This is a genomic window from Paenibacillus sp. GCM10027626 (genome assembly GCF_042676285.1).
Lineage (GTDB): Bacteria > Bacillota > Bacilli > Paenibacillales > Paenibacillaceae > Paenibacillus_Z.
This window is the reverse complement of sequence record NZ_JBHTHC010000020.1, coordinates 130,437-147,855: the sequence shown is the minus strand read 5'-3', so window position 1 is coordinate 147,855 and position 17,419 is coordinate 130,437. Positions and strand designations below refer to the sequence as shown.

8 protein-coding genes and 1 pseudogene are annotated in these 17,419 nt (G+C 46.6%); 8 read left to right on the top strand and 1 reads right to left on the bottom strand.

Annotation, left to right across the window (positions count from 1 at the left end):
* Positions 1-157 precede the first annotated feature (157 nt).
* The gene (locus ACFQ0N_RS29490) at positions 158-931 is read left to right on the top strand and encodes a DUF4253 domain-containing protein (RefSeq protein WP_379333212.1); all 774 of its coding nucleotides are present in this window, start codon (positions 158-160) and stop codon (positions 929-931) included.
* 172 nt (positions 932-1,103) lie between these two features.
* Positions 1,104-6,965: a DUF3320 domain-containing protein gene (locus ACFQ0N_RS29485; RefSeq protein WP_379333210.1), complete on the top strand. Its 5,862-nt coding sequence runs from the start codon at positions 1,104-1,106 to the stop codon at positions 6,963-6,965.
* Between the two features lie 91 nt (positions 6,966-7,056).
* Here ACFQ0N_RS29485 and ACFQ0N_RS29480 read toward each other — a convergent pair.
* A pseudogene (locus tag ACFQ0N_RS29480) lies at positions 7,057-7,457 on the bottom strand (LysR substrate-binding domain-containing protein); the annotation flags it as partial.
* A 105-nt stretch (positions 7,458-7,562) separates the two neighbouring features.
* Here ACFQ0N_RS29480 and ACFQ0N_RS29475 point away from each other — a divergent pair.
* The 6 genes from ACFQ0N_RS29475 (at position 7,563) to ACFQ0N_RS29450 (ending at position 17,407) form a co-directional block, all read left to right on the top strand.
* Positions 7,563-10,799 (top strand): polysaccharide lyase family 8 super-sandwich domain-containing protein, encoded by a 3,237-nt coding sequence (locus tag ACFQ0N_RS29475; RefSeq protein WP_379333208.1) that lies wholly within the window; start codon positions 7,563-7,565, stop codon positions 10,797-10,799.
* Between the two features lie 165 nt (positions 10,800-10,964).
* Positions 10,965-11,828 carry a hypothetical protein gene (locus tag ACFQ0N_RS29470; protein WP_379333206.1) on the top strand — a complete coding sequence of 288 codons (864 nt, stop codon included), beginning with the start codon at positions 10,965-10,967 and terminating at the stop codon, positions 11,826-11,828.
* The gene (locus ACFQ0N_RS29465) at positions 11,825-13,696 is read left to right on the top strand and encodes an FAD-dependent oxidoreductase (protein ID WP_379333204.1); all 1,872 of its coding nucleotides are present in this window, start codon (positions 11,825-11,827) and stop codon (positions 13,694-13,696) included. The genes ACFQ0N_RS29470 and ACFQ0N_RS29465 overlap by 4 nt, the downstream gene beginning before the upstream one ends.
* Before the next feature lie 185 nt (positions 13,697-13,881).
* Positions 13,882-15,510 carry an extracellular solute-binding protein gene (locus tag ACFQ0N_RS29460; RefSeq protein ID WP_379333202.1) on the top strand — a complete coding sequence of 543 codons (1,629 nt, stop codon included), beginning with the start codon at positions 13,882-13,884 and terminating at the stop codon, positions 15,508-15,510.
* Between the two features lie 75 nt (positions 15,511-15,585).
* On the top strand, positions 15,586-16,506 hold the full coding sequence (locus tag ACFQ0N_RS29455) for an ABC transporter permease (protein ID WP_379333200.1): 921 nt from the start codon (positions 15,586-15,588) through the stop codon (positions 16,504-16,506).
* A gap of 16 nt (positions 16,507-16,522) precedes the next feature.
* Complete coding sequence (locus tag ACFQ0N_RS29450; RefSeq protein WP_379333198.1) at positions 16,523-17,407, top strand: carbohydrate ABC transporter permease; 885 nt, start codon at positions 16,523-16,525, stop codon at positions 17,405-17,407.
* Positions 17,408-17,419 lie beyond the last annotated feature (12 nt).

The window sequence follows — 17,419 nt, the reverse complement described above, 5'->3', positions numbered from 1 at the left end:
AATTCATCTCCCAGTATTCATTATGAAATTAAATTGGACCCTATTTGATCGGTAGCTTTCGTGATTCTTTTATAGAAATGATTCGATCGACATCTTGTATCTCCCTGCTCCTTTCTTCAAAATAATAGATAAACCATTAGGCAAAGGAGCCGTCACTATGACAGAAATTATCGCGCAGCTCTCGCAATTTTTGGAAGAACAGGACATCGAGATTGTACCGGTAGAGAACGTAGAATCAGCATTTAGAGCAGGAGAGCATAATGTGCTCATTCTGCACGGCTACAATATATTAGAAATGATGGAGGAAATGGAGGAGGAGCATGATTCTTTGTCCTCTTTTGTGGAAAATACGCTGCAGGAAGCAGAGGAGCTACCGGTAGATGAAGCCTGGAAGCGGATTGTTCAATCCGCTCTGACTTACGCCAGCTTGACGCCGGAGCAGAAGGATGTGGAAGGGAAAGATTTCGACGATCTGTTTGGGGCGTACGCTCTGCTATGGGAAAATGAGAAGCTGCTCGATCTCACTATAATAGATTCCGCTATCGAACCAGTTACGCTTGAACCCTCCTGGATTCAACAGCGGCTGGAGGAAGAGGAGGAACAGCTGCTCGTTCTTCATTTGCCGCAGCAATCAGGTTACGAAGCGGCGCTCTGGATTCCGATGGGAGGGTTCAATGAATGTCCGCTGCCGCTGTGTCAGGCTGTTATCTTTAAGCATTGGCAGGAGAAGTATAATACGACACCACTGGCCGTTTCCCAGGACTCTTGGGTGATTCGCACCGGGCAGCGCCCTCAGACAGAGGAGGAGGCCATTCAGCTGGCCAAGGAACACTTCATGCTCTGTTCTTACGTGTTGGAAAGCTTCGATACGCTGGGACAATATGCCGATTATTTGATGAAGCATGATGTGTGGCATTTTTGGTGGGATTGACGGAATAAGGTGAAGAGGACTTCTCGATTGGCGAGAGGTCTTTTTTTTGTGCAGAATACGGTTTTGTGTCGATTTCGGCAGAAATATGCAGATATTAGTGCTATTATAGGGTTAATTGGAAAGCTGCGATTCGTGTTGAAAAGTGACCATAAATAGATAGGAGGTAGACGGAGTGGAAACCAAAATTAGCTGTGAGTGGTCATTTAGTGAGACGATTAATTATGCAATGCAGCAAAATCATGTGCCGGTTGTGAAGGAAATCGTTTTGACCAATACGACGGAGGAGGCAATATATGGCATCACGGTCAAGTTGACCGCTGAGCCGCAATTTGCTTATGAGTGGAGTAAAGCTTGCGATTTGCCTGCAGGTCAATCGGTTGCTCTTGGCGCGATCAAATTACAAATGTCAGCTTCCTTCCTGGGGGAATTGTCTGAACGCATAGCCGGTACATTGACATTAGCGGTTCAGCACGGTGATTCGATATTATTGGAGGAACGCGGGTCGATCTCTGTTCTTGCCTTTGACGAGTGGAGCGGTCTTGCTATATTGCCAGAAATGGTCGCGGCATTCGTCACCCCGAACAGTTCGCATGTCACGCAAGTGGTTCGGGAAGCTGCGGATATTTTGGGCAAGTGGAGCGCAAGCCCGGCATTTACCGCGTATCAGAGCAAGGATCCGAACCGGGTCCGTCTTCAAGCGGCGGCTATATATGCAGCATTACAAAACAAGGGCATTGCCTACTCTGTAGCCCCTCCGAGCTTTGAGGCTATCGGACAGCGCGTTCGTTTGCCCGAGACCGTTTTCGCGCATCGCATAGGAAATTGTCTCGATTTGTCGTTGTTATACGCCGCCTGTCTGGAGGCGATCGGCTTGCATCCACTGCTTGTTTTCACCGAGGGTCATGCTTTTGCCGGTGTATGGCTTGAAGAGGAGACCTTTTCCGAAAGTGTACAGGATGACCTCTCTCTGTTGACAAAGCGGGTTGCCGCGGGAATCAATCAAATTTGCGTTGTGGAGTCTACAGCCTTTGTAGAAGGAGAAGCTATAAGCTTTGACGGCGCTGTTGCACTTGCAGAAGCGCATTTGCAGGATCACGAAAAATTCGCTTGCTTGGTCGATATAAGGCGTGCCCGTGCCGCTGCTATACGGCCATTGCCGCTGCGAACGGGAACGAATGACGGATGGAGAATCGAGCAGACCGAGCGGCGCGAGACTGCGAACACGGCTGCTCCTCAACTGCTGGATGTACTGGAGAAGCCGCGCGAAGTTGATTCACTGTCCCCGTTGAGCAGACAGAAGCACTGGGAACGCAGATTGCTTGATTTGACGCTGCGCAATTCATTGCTTAATTTTCGATTGACCAAATCCAGCATTCCGGTAATTACGGCACAATTAGGAGATTTGGAGGATGCGCTGGCAGATGGGGAGGAATTTCAACTGCTGGGCAGACCTGGCGATTGGCAAGACAATGGACGCGATGCTCAGTTGTTTCAAAGCATCAACGCCGACCATCCTTTCGCGCATCTGCTGCGGGAGGAATTTATTCGGAAGAGGCTTCGTGTTGACCTGAACGAAGTCGATCTGGAGCGAAGACTGGTTCACATTTACCGTTCAGCAAAAAGTGCACTTGAAGAGAATGGAGCCAACACCTTATATCTTGCGCTCGGTTTATTGAAATGGTATGAGTCGCCTGCCAGCGAGCTGCCGCGCTACGCGCCAATCGTGCTGATCCCTGTCGAAATTATCCGAAAATCTTCGCGTCAGGGCTATGTGGTTCGGGCGAGAGATGAAGAGCCGCAGATGAATATTACATTGCTTGAGATGCTGAAGCAGGATTTTGGCATCGGAATCGAAGGGCTGGATCCGCTTCCGCAAGACGAAAAGGGCATTGCGCTCAAACAAGTTTTTCATGTGATCCGACACGCGCTTATTCAAGTTTCCCGCTGGGATGTGGAGGAAGCGGCCTATTTGGGCCTGTTTTCTTTCGGTCAATTCGTTATGTGGAATGACATTCGCACACGCGCAGATAAGCTGGCTGAAAATAAAATTGTGGCCAGTCTCATGGAAGGCAGGCTTAGCTGGCAAGAGCCGCTGGGGGAAGCGGAGCAAACCCTCGATCGGGAGCATCCTTCCAGCCTGGTTATACCTATAAGCGCCGATTCCTCGCAATTGTCAGCGATCCGGGCTGCATCAGACGGCCGGAGCTTCGTTCTTCACGGGCCTCCGGGAACCGGGAAATCGCAGACGATTACGAACATGATTGCCAATGCGTTAGCAAAGGGCAAGCGAGTATTGTTTGTAGCCGAGAAAATGGCGGCTCTTTCTGTCGTGCAGCGAAGGCTGGAACAGATCGGCCTCGGTTCATTTTGTCTGGAGCTGCATTCCAATAAAAGTACTAAAAAATCTGTTCTCGACCAATTGGCGTCGACAATCGAAACAAAGCGTGTACCGGCTTCGGAAGCATGGGACAAACAGGCGGAGCGTCTTCTGCATTTGCGAAGTGAATTGAATGGCTATGTAGACGCTTTGCATGTTCGGCAGCCTTTTGGATTGACTTTGTTTGAGGCTATATCCGGATATGAGAAAGCAGGAGCGGGGCCGGATGCCGTGCAATTTCAGGATGCCGCAATAGATGAATTGACGCCTGAGCACCTAGTCGTATGGAGAGATATGGCGGCACAGCTTCAGGTTGCCGGTGCCCAGTGCGGCGATCCTTATCTTCATCCGTGGAGCGATGCTTACATAACGTCATACACGCAAACGGTGAGGTCTGAGGCTGAGAGTCTGCTGCAGCGGTATATTTCGGGGCTGTCAAGCTTTCAAGTGGCTCTGAAGAAGGCAGCCGACTGTTTTAAGCTGGAGAGCGCAAGCTTGACCCATAGCAAAATTTCGATCCTTGTCCAGCTTTGCGAGCTTGCTGCACATGTTCCTGATATTAAGCCGGCGTTGCTGCAAACACCTGATTTAGAGACGGCGATAGATAAGCTGAAAGCGGCTGCCGAACAGGGAAGACGAAGAGATCGGATCAGGGAAACGGTACATCGCCGCTTTGCCGCTTCCGAAGTTAAAGGGTTCGATGCGGGGATGATGCTATCCGAATGGAGCAAGCTGGAGCTTAAATGGTTTTTGCCAAAATGGAGCGGTCAGAACCGGATCTACAAAATGCTGAAAAAGATGGCTATAGGCAGCGAGTCTTTGTCAAAAGAGCAAGTAAAGGGCGCGTTGCAGGAAATATTGACCTATCAGGAAGAGGAACAGAAGCTTGCAGAACTTAGAGAACAGACAGCTTCCTGGCTTGGCCGCGGCCTGTTGTGGAATGAAGACGGCAAGTGGGAGGAGCTCTCCGCGGCGGCTGAATGGGTCGTCCAAGTGCAAGCGTTGCTGGCCAACTGGTACCAAAATACATCGGCTGCGAACGAGGCTAGAAGCCGGATGGCGGAGCCGCTCTTAATTGCCAGGGACGATCACGCTCAGCACAGTTTCTTCCAGGAAGCAGCTAACCTTTATCATCAGCTTACGGAAGTCGAGAATGGCTTGGGGCGGCTGCTGCTCATTCCATACGAGCAATTATGGAGCCTCCCGGAGGCAGCGGATTGGCACGAATTCATGTTAGCAAAAGCAAACAGCTGGGCAGCTAATCTTGAGCGTCTGCGGGATTGGAGCACCTGGCGCAGAATTCGTGCGCAAGCTGAAGAGGCAGGGCTGCTTCCGCTTATTGCTCCTTATGAAGAAGGACGGATCTCGAACGATCAGCTGCAGGCTGTATTTGAACGGGGGCTGTATCGATCGATCGCCAATTATATCATTGATCGAGATGATCGCTTGCGCGCTTTCTCCGGTCGAATTTTTGAGGAGACGATTAGCCGTTTTAAAGAAGCGGACAGCTTGTTCACGACATTAACACAGAAGGAGATTGCAGCACGTCTGTCGGCTAAGGTGCCTCAAATGTCTCAGGAAGCAGCACAAAGCTCCGAAGCAGGCATTTTACAGCGGGCGATTCGCAGTGGCGGGAGAAATATGTCGATTCGCAAGCTGTTTGAGCAAATTCCCAACCTGCTTCCGCGACTCGTGCCTTGCATGCTGATGAGTCCCATCTCAGTCGCCCAATATTTGGACCCTAATGGCCCCAAGTTCGATTTGGTTATCTTCGACGAGGCTTCTCAGGTTCCTACAGCGCAAGCAGTAGGCGCGCTGGCGAGAGGAAATCAGGCCGTTATCGTCGGCGATCCCAAGCAATTGCCGCCAACCGCCTTTTTCTCGAAGAGCCATAGCGAGGTCGAGGACGAAGACCAGGCGCTGCAGGATATGGAAAGCATTCTGGATGATTGTCTGGCACTCGGCATGCCAGAGCGGCATTTATCCTGGCATTATCGCAGCAGACATGAGAGTCTGATTGCTTTTAGCAATGCCCATTATTATGAGAACAAGCTGCTGACCTTCCCATCACCGGATGAGCCTGTCTCAAGCGTTACGTGGTATCCGGTTGAAGGATTTTATGACCGCGGCCGCACGAAGCAAAATCGGGCGGAGGGCGAGGCCGTCGTCGCGGAAATTATTCGCCGGTTGAAAGACCCTGTCTTGCGGCAGCAGAGTATTGGGGTTGTCACCTTCAGCTCGATACAGCAAACGCTTATTGAGGATATGCTGGAAGATGCGCTTAAGCGGGAGCAGGAGCTGGAGCAATTGATGATTCAACTGCCCGAGCCTTTATTTATTAAAAATCTGGAAAACGTTCAAGGCGATGAGCGCGACGTGATCCTGTTTTCGGTAGGCTATGGGCCTGATGCCAGCGGCAAGGTAAGCCTTAATTTTGGTCCGCTCAATCGTCAAGGAGGCTGGCGCCGTTTAAATGTGGCCGTGTCCAGAGCGAGGTTCGAGATGCATGTATTTTCAACGCTGCGCTCCCATCATTTGCATGCCGGCCGAATCAGCGCGCAAGGGGTACTCGGATTAAAAGCATTCCTTGAGTATGCGGAAAAAGGAAAGCAAGCATTGCCTGTCGGCGAGGCTGCGGGGCATGCGCCGCGGATCTCCAGTCTCCATACGAGCCTGGCGGCGGAACTGGAAACGCTCGGATATGAAGCGGATATTTATGTAGGGGCGTCGGGCTACCGCGTCGATATCGGCGTCTTGGATTCCGATCATCGCGATCAATATTTGCTGGGGATTTTGCTTGATGGCCCGATATACCGCAATGCCGAGTCGGCGCGTGATCGCGATATTTTGCGCGAACAGGTGCTGCGGCAATTAGGCTGGACCTTAGTTCGAGTGTGGAGTCCGGACTGGTGGGAAAATAAGCAAAGCGTTATTCGGGGAATTGTCGAAGCAATTCATCAGGCTAAAATCAACCGGGACAAACGGACTTATGAAGCATTTTCTGTGCAGGAGGAGATCATTCAAGCGGCGCAGGAGGTTGCTTCTTCGAAGGAAGAGGCGGCCATCGAGCCCGATCGCGCGAACAATAAAGCCGAATCGGAACAAATATATAAGCCTTGCTTGCTTAGCCCTGTGTCGTTTGGTTCAGAGCAATTCAATTCGCCGAAACATACAGCGCTCACCTTGGGGCAAATCAAGCAGGTGATTGAAGAAGAAGGGCCAATTAGCCGCAGTTTGCTCACCAAGCGCGTTTTGCAGGCTTGGGGGATTACACGCATGGGCGCTAAATTGGAGCGGCGCTTTACGGAGCTCTTGGCGAAGCTGAAGCTGCAAACAACAGAGACAGAAGAGACGGTGTTTTTTTGGCCTGAAGGCGTTGATCCTCAGCGATACGAAATATACAGGGTTTCGACCGATGATGCTAATCGTCGTATTGCAGAGGATTTGCCTTCCGAGGAAATAGCGGCTGCAGTTAAAGCGGTTCTTGCTTCGCAGATTAGTCTTCCTCAGGAGGAGCTAGTCAAACAAGTGGTCAAGGCGCTAGGATATGCGAGAGCTGGAACTGTATTGGAAAAAGTGATTAAGCAAGGAATAGAGAAAGCGATTGAGCTGGAGTATGCGCTAGTAGATGAGCAACTGCGGATAGTAGCCAAGTAAGCCGGAACAGAGAAAGAGACTTCTCACAGGTCGTTGAACCTGGTGAGAGGTCTCTTTCTGCTGCCGTCAGATTTTTTCGGATCGTACAGATTTACTGTTTCGGCCAGCGATTTTGGCGAATGAGCTCAATGAAGTTTGCCGCGGCGGCGGACAAGGGCTCGTTTTTACGGGTGAAAATAGAGATGATATTCTGCATATGAACGCCTTCCACATACACGCGGCAAAGCTCTCCCCGTTCGATATGTTCGCGGACGACCGAGGCAGAGACGAAGCTGGCCCCGTAACCAGCAATGACAGCTTTCATCGTCTCATGCAACCCGTTGAATTGCAATGTAATTTTGGGAGAGGGAACATTATGCGTACGACAGAGCGCCATCAGTCTTTGGCGGGTCGAGTAACAAACCATAATTCGTCTCGGAACAGCTCGTCCGACTGAATGATGTCCGGATATTTCTCCGGCAAGCCGCCATAAAGATGGTTATCATGATCTAATTGTCATGTAATGATAATCAGATCATGAAATGCATATTTACAATAATAAAGACAGCCCTCAATCTTAATTCGTAAACGCTTACAAATAAGACGGAGGTGCGTAAAGTGACCAAAACCAGTTTTAAATGCTTAACTGTTATTTTGACAGCTCTTTTATTGTTCGGGGGTATGAATGTAAAGGATAATCCCGTTATCGCTGCAGATGAGTTTGATATGCTTAGAGCTAGAATAATGGGAGATGTTAATTACGATGTGAATGATCCTGATATTGCAGTGAAAATGAGCAGTATTGAATCTACGGGCGCTCATTACTGGAATACGATGATTAAAAGTCCGACTCGAACGTATTTATGGAATGATTTGAGCGATGCCTCCAAGTCAGTCAACTTTGCTACAAGCTACTCCAGGCTGAATGCAATGGCTACGGCTTATGCTACAGTCGGCTCTGTGTGGGAAGGCAATACGACACTTAGAGATGATATAGTATCGGCTATGGATTGGCTTTACGATAATTGGTACAACGAGAATAAGACGGAGGGGTATGAGACAGCGAATAACAGCTGGTTCCATTGGGAGGTTACTGCTCCTAGCAATTTATCCTTAGTCGTTTTAAAAATGTATGATGACTTTTCTGCTGCTCAAATTACGAACTATATGAAGGCTGTGCAAAAGTTTGTCCCCGACCCGACAATTAGAACGATGAATGGAACAGAAATTGAAGTAGGCGCCAATCGCGTATGGAAGGCGCAAATAGCGGCCTATCACGGCATTATAGCCAAATCCGCTGATAGGCTAGAGATGGCGAGGGATGCCCTTAGCTATGTGCTGGCCTATGTAGATGGGGGCGATGGTTTTTATACGGACGGTTCCTTTATTCAGCATAACAAGCATCCGTATAATGGCGGCTACGGGAAGGCGCTATTGATAGAAATATCCAGATTGCTACAGCTGCTTCATGACACTACTTGGGAAGTGACAGACCCTAACTTAAGTAATGTATATGATTGGGTGTATGAAGCCTTTGAGCCTTTTATCTATAAAGGGGCAATGATGGAGATGGTGCGCGGTAGAGAAATTACACGCTATGCTTCGTATGACCATGCAATAGGACATTCTACAATGGCAGCCATTTTGCAAATTTCAAAATTTGCGCCGCCAGCAGATGCGTTAAGAATGAAAAGCATGCTCAAATATTGGATCGAAAGCGATACCTCTCGAAGCTTTTATACAAGTGGAACAACCTTCGAAAATACTGTACTGGCAAAGCAATTGATGAATGACCCGTCCATTCCGTCCAGAGGAGAGCTAATCAAAAATAAGCAATTTTATAATATGGATCGAGTTGTCCATCTTAGACCCGGCTTCGGCATTGGCCTAAGCATGTCCTCCAACCGTATTTTCAATTATGAATCGATTAGCAATGTGAATATGAAAGGCTGGTACACAGCAGAAGGCATGACTTATTTATACAATAATGATCTGCTGCAGTTTAGTGATAATTACTGGCCGACGGTAGACCCATATCGCTTACCTGGTACTACGGTCGACACACTTACAAGAAGTGTTATAGGCTTGGGCTACAATAAAGAATATTTAAGCCCCAATGCTTGGGTAGGAGGCGTATCTTTCGAGGATGTTTATGGTGTTGCAGGCATGGACATGAAGGCGTCAGGAGACTTGAGCTCCTCGGGTAATACGGTCACTCCTAGCTCGCTTACGGCCAAAAAATCATGGTTTATGTTTGATGACGAGATTGTGGCGCTCGGGGCAGGAATTACAAGCGGGGATAACCGTGTTATTGAGACTATAGTAGAGAATCGAAAAATAAATGCAAACGGAGATAACGTACTTACAGTTGATGGTATTCAGAAATCTGATCAGCTAGGATGGTCTGAGACAATGAATGGTATTGGCTGGGCTCATTTGGCTGGAAGTGTGCCGGGTTCGGATATCGGCTATGTATTTCCGCAAGGAGCTGTGGTAAAAGGATTAAGAGAAGCTAGAACAGGCAAGTGGGGCGATCTAACCGTATCCAGCCTTCCTAACCCAGATCCTAATGTTACGCGCAATTATCTAACTTTATGGATGGACCACGGCAGTAATCCGATTGATAACGAGTATGCCTACATTTTGCTTCCAAACCGCAGCAGCGCAGAGACGCAAAGCTACAGCAGCAGCTCTGATATTGAAATATTGCATAATACAAAAGAAATACAGGCAGTCAAGGAAAAGAACTTGAAGCTGACAGGTATAAACTTCTGGCAAGGCGGACAGTTCAATGATTTCATATGGTCGTATCAGCCATCTTCTGTCATGGTAAAGGATGAAGCGGGGGAATTAAGCTTCTCTGTATCTGATCCTACGCATTTGAGTAAGAAGCTTATTTTTGAAATCAATAAAAAAGGAGTATCTTTATTAAGCAAGGACGATACCGTCACTGTTGTACGAACAGAGCCAAATATTAAAATCGAAGTAGATACTAGTGCCGCGCAGGGCCGTACACATTCTTTTAAACTAGCTTATGACAGTAACGCTCCTGTTCCGCCCTTTGAGGGGCCTCAGTTGGACGATGTAAGCGTGTCGATTGACAAGCCGGTAATGTTTGTCGGTGAGCAAGCAGCGCTGCAGGTGCAAGCGAAGCGGGAAGATGGCTCACTTATTGATTTGAATTCGGCCACGATTGACTATAGCAGCAGCAATCCGAATGCAGTCTCCATAAACGCTTTGGGACAAGTTAGTGCCGAGAGCGGCGGAATTGTTCAAATTAATGTGGCCGTTACTATTGGCGGCAGCACGATTACGAAATCAGTTGAAGTAGCGATTGCGTATGGTGAGCCTGCAGAAACCAAATTGGATATTACTGAAGATGCTTATGTAAGAAGCGGCGCATACAGTATGAATAATTATGGCAGCGATACAAGGCTGGAAGCGGTGAAAAGCGGTGGGGATTTCGATCGGCGGGCTTATCTAAAGTTAGATGTGAGTACTGTAGATCTGAATATGTTTTCTGCCAAGATTTATTTGTACGGAGCGCTGACGGCAGCCTCTGGCAGCACAACTGATCTCAAGCTATTCAGCGTAGCCGATGACAACTGGACAGAGGGAGCGTTGAATTGGAACAATAAGCCATCCTATGGAAACCTAGTAGCTAGCGCAAGCTTTAATCCGAACTATATGTATCGTGAGTTTGATATTACGCAATATGTGAAAAGTGAACGGCAGGGCGATGGTGTGGCAAGTTTGTATATCGATGGGCCAAGCTTGTTTGTTACGCTTACCTCTCGCGAGCATGCACAGTTTAAGCCTTATGTTCTAGTCCATTCCTATCGCTTCGAGCCATAATCAATGCCGCGCAGCAATCGACAGCACATTTTGAACAAGAGTAGTCAGGCTCATAAATCATCAAATGGCTATCCCTGCAAGAGATGAATATTTACAATCAGTCATAACCATCCCTATAATTCGGAGAAACGATAGTAACAGCAGCATAGGAGGTTAGGGCAAGCTATGAGTGTGACACAGTTAGATACTTTAGTCGTAGGTGCTACGTTCACAGGTATTGGTTTAATTGGCGAGCTGCAGAAGCTGAAACCGAATATCCAGTCTGTGTTAATAGAAAGAGAGATTACACTTGGACATGAGTTCACGTATGCGTATAAGCATGGAACCAATTGGCAGCATCAGAAAGAGCTTAATCAAGCAGCGAGAATATTGCGCGCCGAACTGACAAGAAGGAATGTTTTATCAGCTGAAGGCAGAGCGCATTTGCCCGGCATTACGCCAATACTATATCAACATGTACGGGATCAGGAGCTGCCTATTCGATTAAAGACGGAAGTAGTCAGCGTCCAGGCTGCTGGCAGAGGATATAAAGTTACCTTATACGATAGTTCAGGCATTAGTGAGCTTATTGTCAGGCGAATTATTGATACTTCATCCGTGAAGCTTTCTTGTCCGCAGCGGCAGCAAACAAGCGGCAAGCGAATTTCTGCGTTACTGCATGCCAAGAAGAACGAGCATGGCTTAGTTGCAGAACAAGCGCTTCACGCTTTTGGCGGTGCAGCGGAGTTCAACGCGGCCAGCTTTTCCTTCAAGCGAGGCCGATTCGAATCCGAAAGCTATATTAGTATTCCGCTTGCTGCTGAAGATGGCTGGATAGAGGCTCGAAGAAAAATACATCAATTTTGGGCTAATCGGCCTGTGGAACTGGAAGGCTGGTCACTAGCAACAGTTGCCGATCAATTTGATTATGAGCCGAATGCTGGACCGCATGAAATTGAACAGGATTGGTATTGGATGCCTTCTACGGCTTATGCCAATCCATTGCAGGCCATGGATCAAGGAATAGAGTGGGGGAGGAATGCGATATGATCATTTCGGAGCGGGTCGGCGGCCAGCTTGTTCAGCATAATGCGGAGCTCCATTCGATAGAAGCGGATTATGATGTTATAGTGGCAGGCCTTGGCACAGCGGGAGCAATTGCTGCAATAGCTGCTGCGGAACAAGGATTAAAAGTTCTGGGCATAGAGCGAATGTCCGCGATGGGAGGAACAGGAACAATCGGAGCTGTTATTGGCTATTACTTTGGCAATAAGGGCGGTCTGTTCGAGGAGATCGATGAAGAGGTTCAGCGACTTGCCAAGCTGGCTGATTATACGAAAGCAGCGGGGGTAAGTGCAGATTTAAAGAAAATAGCGCTTGAGCAGCGAATGGAGGCTGCCGGTGTTACTATACATTACAACGCGACAGTTATTGGCGTTTATATGCAGGATCGTACGGTGAAGGGCGTACGCTGGATTGGCGAGGATGGTATTAGCTCGGCCAAGAGCCGTATCGTCATTGACTGCACAGGCGAGGCGGAGCTTAGCATGATGGCTGGGGCCGATTATCGTAAGGGAAGAGAGTCAGATGGCAAAATGCAGCCTTTTTCCAACGCTATAGTATGGATCGAGAATGATGCTGTGAAGACGTTTTATACAGATTCAGGATATGTTGACTGTGAAGATGGCGATAGCCTATCCAAGGAAGTTATTCAATCCGCCTGCTGTTGGACGCATCAGCCCGACATTTTCACGGAGGCGCCTAAATTTGCCAAGCTGGCACCATTATTAGGTGTGCGAGAGGGAAGATTCATTGTTGGCGAGCAAAATGTTTCCTTCAGAGATTTCATAAACGGTACCTTTACGGAAGAACCACTATTTTATGCTTATTCCAATTTAGACAATCATGGCAAGGACGTCGCTTTTGAAAGCGAATTGCAGCAGGATTGGATTGTAGGCGCAAGCTTATGGGGACTTAATTTTTCTGTACCCATTCCACTGGGTGCATTAATTCCAAAAGGACTGGACGGTTTGTTGGTAGCTGGCCGATCGCTGGCTATCGATCATGATCTAGCGGCTTGTGTTCGAATGAAGCGGGATATGCAGAAGTGCGGCGAGGCAGCGGCGATAGTGGCATTATTAGCTATTAGACATGAGGTGCCACTTCACAAGGTTCCTTATGATGAGCTTAAAGGGCTGCTTATGGCTACAGGCTGCTTGCAGGAGGCTAACCATGTAGGAATGCGCTATGGCGTTCCTACTAAGGATGATCATGAGGCGGTTCGCGGCTGGCTGACAGATGAACAAAATATTCGCAGCGGACTGGCGAGTGACAAACCGGGCATTGCAATTTGGTCTGCGAGAAATAAAGGGGAGCAAATTCGTCCATTGCTTCAGAAGTGGATTACTTTGGGAGAGGAGCCTAATCTGCAGCGGCATAGCGCATTTGCTTTGGCACTGCTCGGCGATAGAAGCGCAATTCCAATTCTCAGAATGATCGTTCAGGAAAGGGATTCATTTTTCCCAAAGACCAGCCGCAAATATAATCAGGCAAGAGGGTACGCAGCTATCTATTTGCTTGGCAAGCTGCAGGATGAAGGTATTGTATTAGAACTGTTAAATATTCTGCACTCGCGGGAGCAATTTGCGAATGTGTCGACGGATGCTGAGTTCATTAATCATGATGATGAATATTTTTTTCAATATTTCACCTTTTCTATTGCCGCATTATTTCGTATCGCTGATCGTCATTCCATTCATCGGGCGTTGGTGGAGCGGGAGATTAGAAAAATAGTCGACGATCCTGACTTCAGTCTATATATTACTTTTAAACCTAGCAAAGATGTTCTATATAATATGGCGGAAACGATTAGAAATATGGCTCGCGAACAGTTCAAAAGGTGGGAGCATACGAGATGATTGCCCCTTATCAGTCATGATTTGAGTATTGCTGCAACAAATGATAATGCCGAATTGTCATGTTATGACTACTCGCTGCAGCTTTGCTTATCTACAAATGCACAGGTAATCCGTATATTGAGAACGAGCCTGACGAAGTGCTCATATATGATTAGGGAGGTCAGTTCATAATGGAGGAAAAAGGAATGAAAGTAAAATCTATTCGTTACATGCCGGCAAGTTTGCTAATAATTGCTTTAGTTGGCCTTACGGCTTGCGGATCAGGGGGGAACACACCTGCTAATCATGAACCAGGCAGCAAGCACACTTCCTCGAACACTGAGAAGCCTGCAAATACTGACGATAAGAAAAATACTTCGTTATCGTATTGGTCAGAGCTTGGTGCAAGTCCGTCAAGAACGCTGCAAACGTATAATGATGCTTTATTATATCAAGAGCTTGAAAAAAGAACGGGTGTACATATCAATTTTGAACATCCTGCCGTAGGCAGCGAGAAGGAACAATTCAACCTATTAATCGCATCTGGCAAATATCCGGATATGATTGAGTACAATTTCATTTCCTATCCTGGCGGCCCTGAGAAAGCACTTGCTGATGGGGTCATTATTGAACTAAATGATGTAATCGATCAACACGCTCCGAACTTAAAAAAGTATTTGGATGAGCATCCTGAAATGAAAAAGCAAATTAGTACCGACTCAGGAAAAATGTACGTTTTCCCAAGTATCGGAATTGGCAATCATGGAGTGTCGGGCGGGCTTGTAGTACGTGAGGACTGGATGAAGGAACTAGGCATTAGCGAGCCTAAAACAATTGATGATTGGACGAATATGCTGCGTGCTTTTAAAGAGAAGAAATCAGCAACAGCTCCTCTCACACTTACTCTTGGCAATTTGAATTTGCAGCAATTTAATGGAGCTTTCGGCGTTGGGACCGATTTTTATATGGATAACGGTATAGTCAAATATGGACCTGTCGAGCCAGGCTATAAGCAGTATTTGCAGCTGCTTAATGAGTGGTATGCCGAGGGACTGCTTGATCCCGACTTTTCAACGCAGGATGGCGCGGCGCTTGATGCCAAGGTTGTTAATGGAAAAGCGGGAGCGTTCTTCGCTTATATTGGAAGCGGAATAGGTAAATACCTGCCTGCCCTGCAGGAAAAGAACCCGGGCTATAACCTGGCTGGCGTACAGTTTCCCGTACTGAATGCTGCGGATGAGCCGCATTTCATTACAACCTCTTATGAATTCCGGGGAGAAGGAAGCGTCGGGATTACAACAGCCAACAAGCATGTTGAGGAAACGGCTAAGTGGCTCGACTACTTTTTTACAGAAGAGGGACATATTCTGAAGTCATTTGGCGTGGAAGGTGTAACGTTCAATGATGTAAGCGGCTATCCTACTTATTCTGATCTTATATTAAAAAATCCCGATGGGCTATCTGTAAGCGATGCCATGAACAAGTATTTGCGTGTGGCCACTCCATCTGTAGGTTTTGTCGGTGATGATCGCTATTCCGAGCAATACTACGTCTATGAACAGCAGAAGAGTGCTTCTGTTACTTTCAGCAAATATCAGCAAAATGCTTATCAGACTAGATTGCCGCTAATTAGCCATACGCCAGAGGAAGCTAATGAGCTGGCTACAATAATGGCCGAAGTAAATACGTATCGTGAGGAAATGTTCTTGAAATTTGTTATGGGCGCTGAGCCGATTGAAAAATTTGATGCTTATGTAGAGCAGTTGAAAAAAATGAAAATTGATCGTGTCATAGAGATGAAGCAAGCAGCAGTAGAAAGATACGCAAAACGATAATAAGGCAATTTCGGGGAGGGACGAAGCTGTCACTTCCCGAAGACTTTCTTACAGATTGAGTGGTGAGGAAACACTATGTTGAATCGATGGACAAATGCAATGCGCAAAGACTATAGATCACACAAGTACTTATATATTATGATTTTTCCGGTACTTCTGTATTATATTATTTTTCAGTATGCGCCTATGTATGGTGCGATTATTGCTTTCAAAGATTTTCATGTGGCAAAAGGCATAGTAGACAGCTCCTGGGTAGGCTTAAAGCATTTTGAAGACTTCTTTAACAGCCATTATGTATGGAGACTAATTGAAAATACATTATTGTTAAACGTATATCAGCTATTATTCGTTTTTCCAGCCCCAATTTTATTTGCGCTGCTCCTTAATGAATTAATAGGCCCATGGTTCAAGCGAATTGTACAGACGGTTACTTACTTGCCGCACTTTATATCGCTTATCGTAATAGGGGGCATGATTACCCAATTCGTTTCACGCGATGGTTTTATTACTGATTTATTGGTGTGGCTGGGCATGGAAAGGACGGCATTGCTAGGACATCCTGAATATTTCCGCCCGATTTATATTATTTCGGAAATTTGGCAATCGGTCGGTTGGAGCTCAATTATTTATTTGGCTGCTATTAGCGGCGTAAATCCGGAGCTTTATGAAGCGTCCAGAATGGATGGAGCAGGACGTATTAAACAGATGTGGCATGTTACTTTGCCAGGTATTTCTTCAATTATTGTTATTTTATTAATATTAAAAATAGGAAGCATGATGGATATAGGTTTTGAGAAAATTATTTTACTATACAATCCCAACACCTATATTACTGCTGATGTAATCAATACATTTGTTTATCGCAGAGGATTGACGTCGTCAATGGAATTCAGCTATGCAACGGCTGTAGGGCTGTTCCAGTCCTCTATTAATTTTATTTTGCTTGTATTCGCAAATTGGTTTAGCCGCAAGGTAAGCGAGACGAGCTTATGGTAGAAAGGGGAGAGATGTAATGAAGGTTAAAAAAAGTGCTGGAGAAATTGCTTTCAATATAGTCAATGTTGCCTTAATGTTGTTTATGATAGTAATTACACTCTACCCGTTTGTTTTTGTTTTGATGTCGTCATTAAGTAATTCGACGCAGCTTATGTCTCATACAGGATTTCTGGTCAGGCCAATTGGATTTACTACCGAAGCCTATAATATGGTGTTTCGGAACCCCAATATCGTTTCTGGCTTTGGCAACACTTTCATTATTGTAGTAGTCGGTACTGTTGTTAATTTAACTGTGACATCCCTTGGTGCCTATGTACTATCACGAAAGGGCGTGCCTTGGACAAAGCCGATTATGCTTGCTGTTGTGTTCACAATGTTTTTTTCAGGCGGACTAATTCCATCCTATCTCCTTGTTAACAACTGGCTAGGCATGGGCGATAGTTTGGCTGCTGTAATTATCCCTGGTGCAATATCAACCTGGAATTTAATTATATTACGCACTTCATTCGGTGCTCTTCCCGAAAGCTTGATTGAATCGGCAAGAATAGATGGTGCTCAGGATTTTACGATATTATTTCGAATTGTCATTCCTCTATCCATGCCTGTAATTGCAGTTATGATTCTGTTCTATAGTGTAGGCCATTGGAATAGCTGGTTTAGCGCCATGATTTATTTGCGGGATCGGTCGTTATTTCCATTGCAGCTTATTTTACGAGAAATTCTTATTCAGAATAGTACGCAATTTATGGCTGCTGACGCATCGGCAGGTGATGTAGAGGCCATAGGAGAAAGTATCAAATATGCCACAATTATGATTGCTACACTGCCGATATTAGTGGTATACCCATTTTTGCAAAAATACTTTGTTAAAGGTGTTATGATAGGTTCAATTAAAGGATAAATGGCCAGAGAG